Consider the following 598-nt stretch of genomic DNA (forward strand, 5'->3'; position numbering starts at 1 on the left):
TCGTACACAATTGTATCATACGTATATTGGCTGTCAATACTATTAATATTTGTATCCATAGCACCTCCTACCAAACCCATTCCCACACGGGTTTCCCATCATTGTACATACTTTTATAGTTTGCGATTGAAGCATTCAAATTTCCTATCTTTGCATTCAATGTCTGATATAAGTCAACAAAGGATGCATTGGAATCCTTCACGAAATTCCGATAGTCCTTCAAAACCTTTATGTCATCCGCTAACTTATCACGAAAGTTTGCCAGATAACCGTACCCATCCTGACTATCAATCCTATCAACGACCTTCTGACAATGCTCAATGTAGGATTGGAGACCAGATAGGCTACGTTGAGTATGAAGATTATGACTCATAATAGTATTCCTTACGCGTTTATACTTTGCAAGCTTTTCACGACTATTGGTAATACAACTAAGCAAATACTCATCACTCATTACTGTTGCCCTCCAATTTTTGCTCGATAATAGACTTCTGTTCCAGACTTGGTAAGGTATCATCGGGAAGGATGGTCTCAACCCGAGTTGCGTAGGCAGAAGCAAAACCGAAAACAACCACAATAATCGCAACCGAATAAAGGG

1 protein-coding gene is annotated in these 598 nt (G+C 39.3%); it reads right to left on the minus strand.

Annotated elements, in window-relative coordinates:
* Positions 1–67: 67 nt before the first annotated feature.
* Positions 68–373 carry a hypothetical protein gene (locus tag C1E99_RS02340; RefSeq protein WP_153048583.1) on the minus strand — a complete coding sequence of 102 codons (306 nt, stop codon included), beginning with the start codon at positions 371–373 and terminating at the stop codon, positions 68–70.
* Positions 374–598: the final 225 nt, after the last annotated feature.

Origin of the sequence: Streptococcus suis (assembly GCF_002964045.1) — a bacterium.
Taxonomy (GTDB): domain Bacteria; phylum Bacillota; class Bacilli; order Lactobacillales; family Streptococcaceae; genus Streptococcus; species Streptococcus suis_U.

Excerpts from the sequence above, each read along its gene's own strand:
- C1E99_RS02340 (WP_153048583.1), bottom strand. The coding sequence starts at position 373 with ATGAGTCATAATCTTCATACTCAACGTAGCCTATCTGGTCTCCAATCC.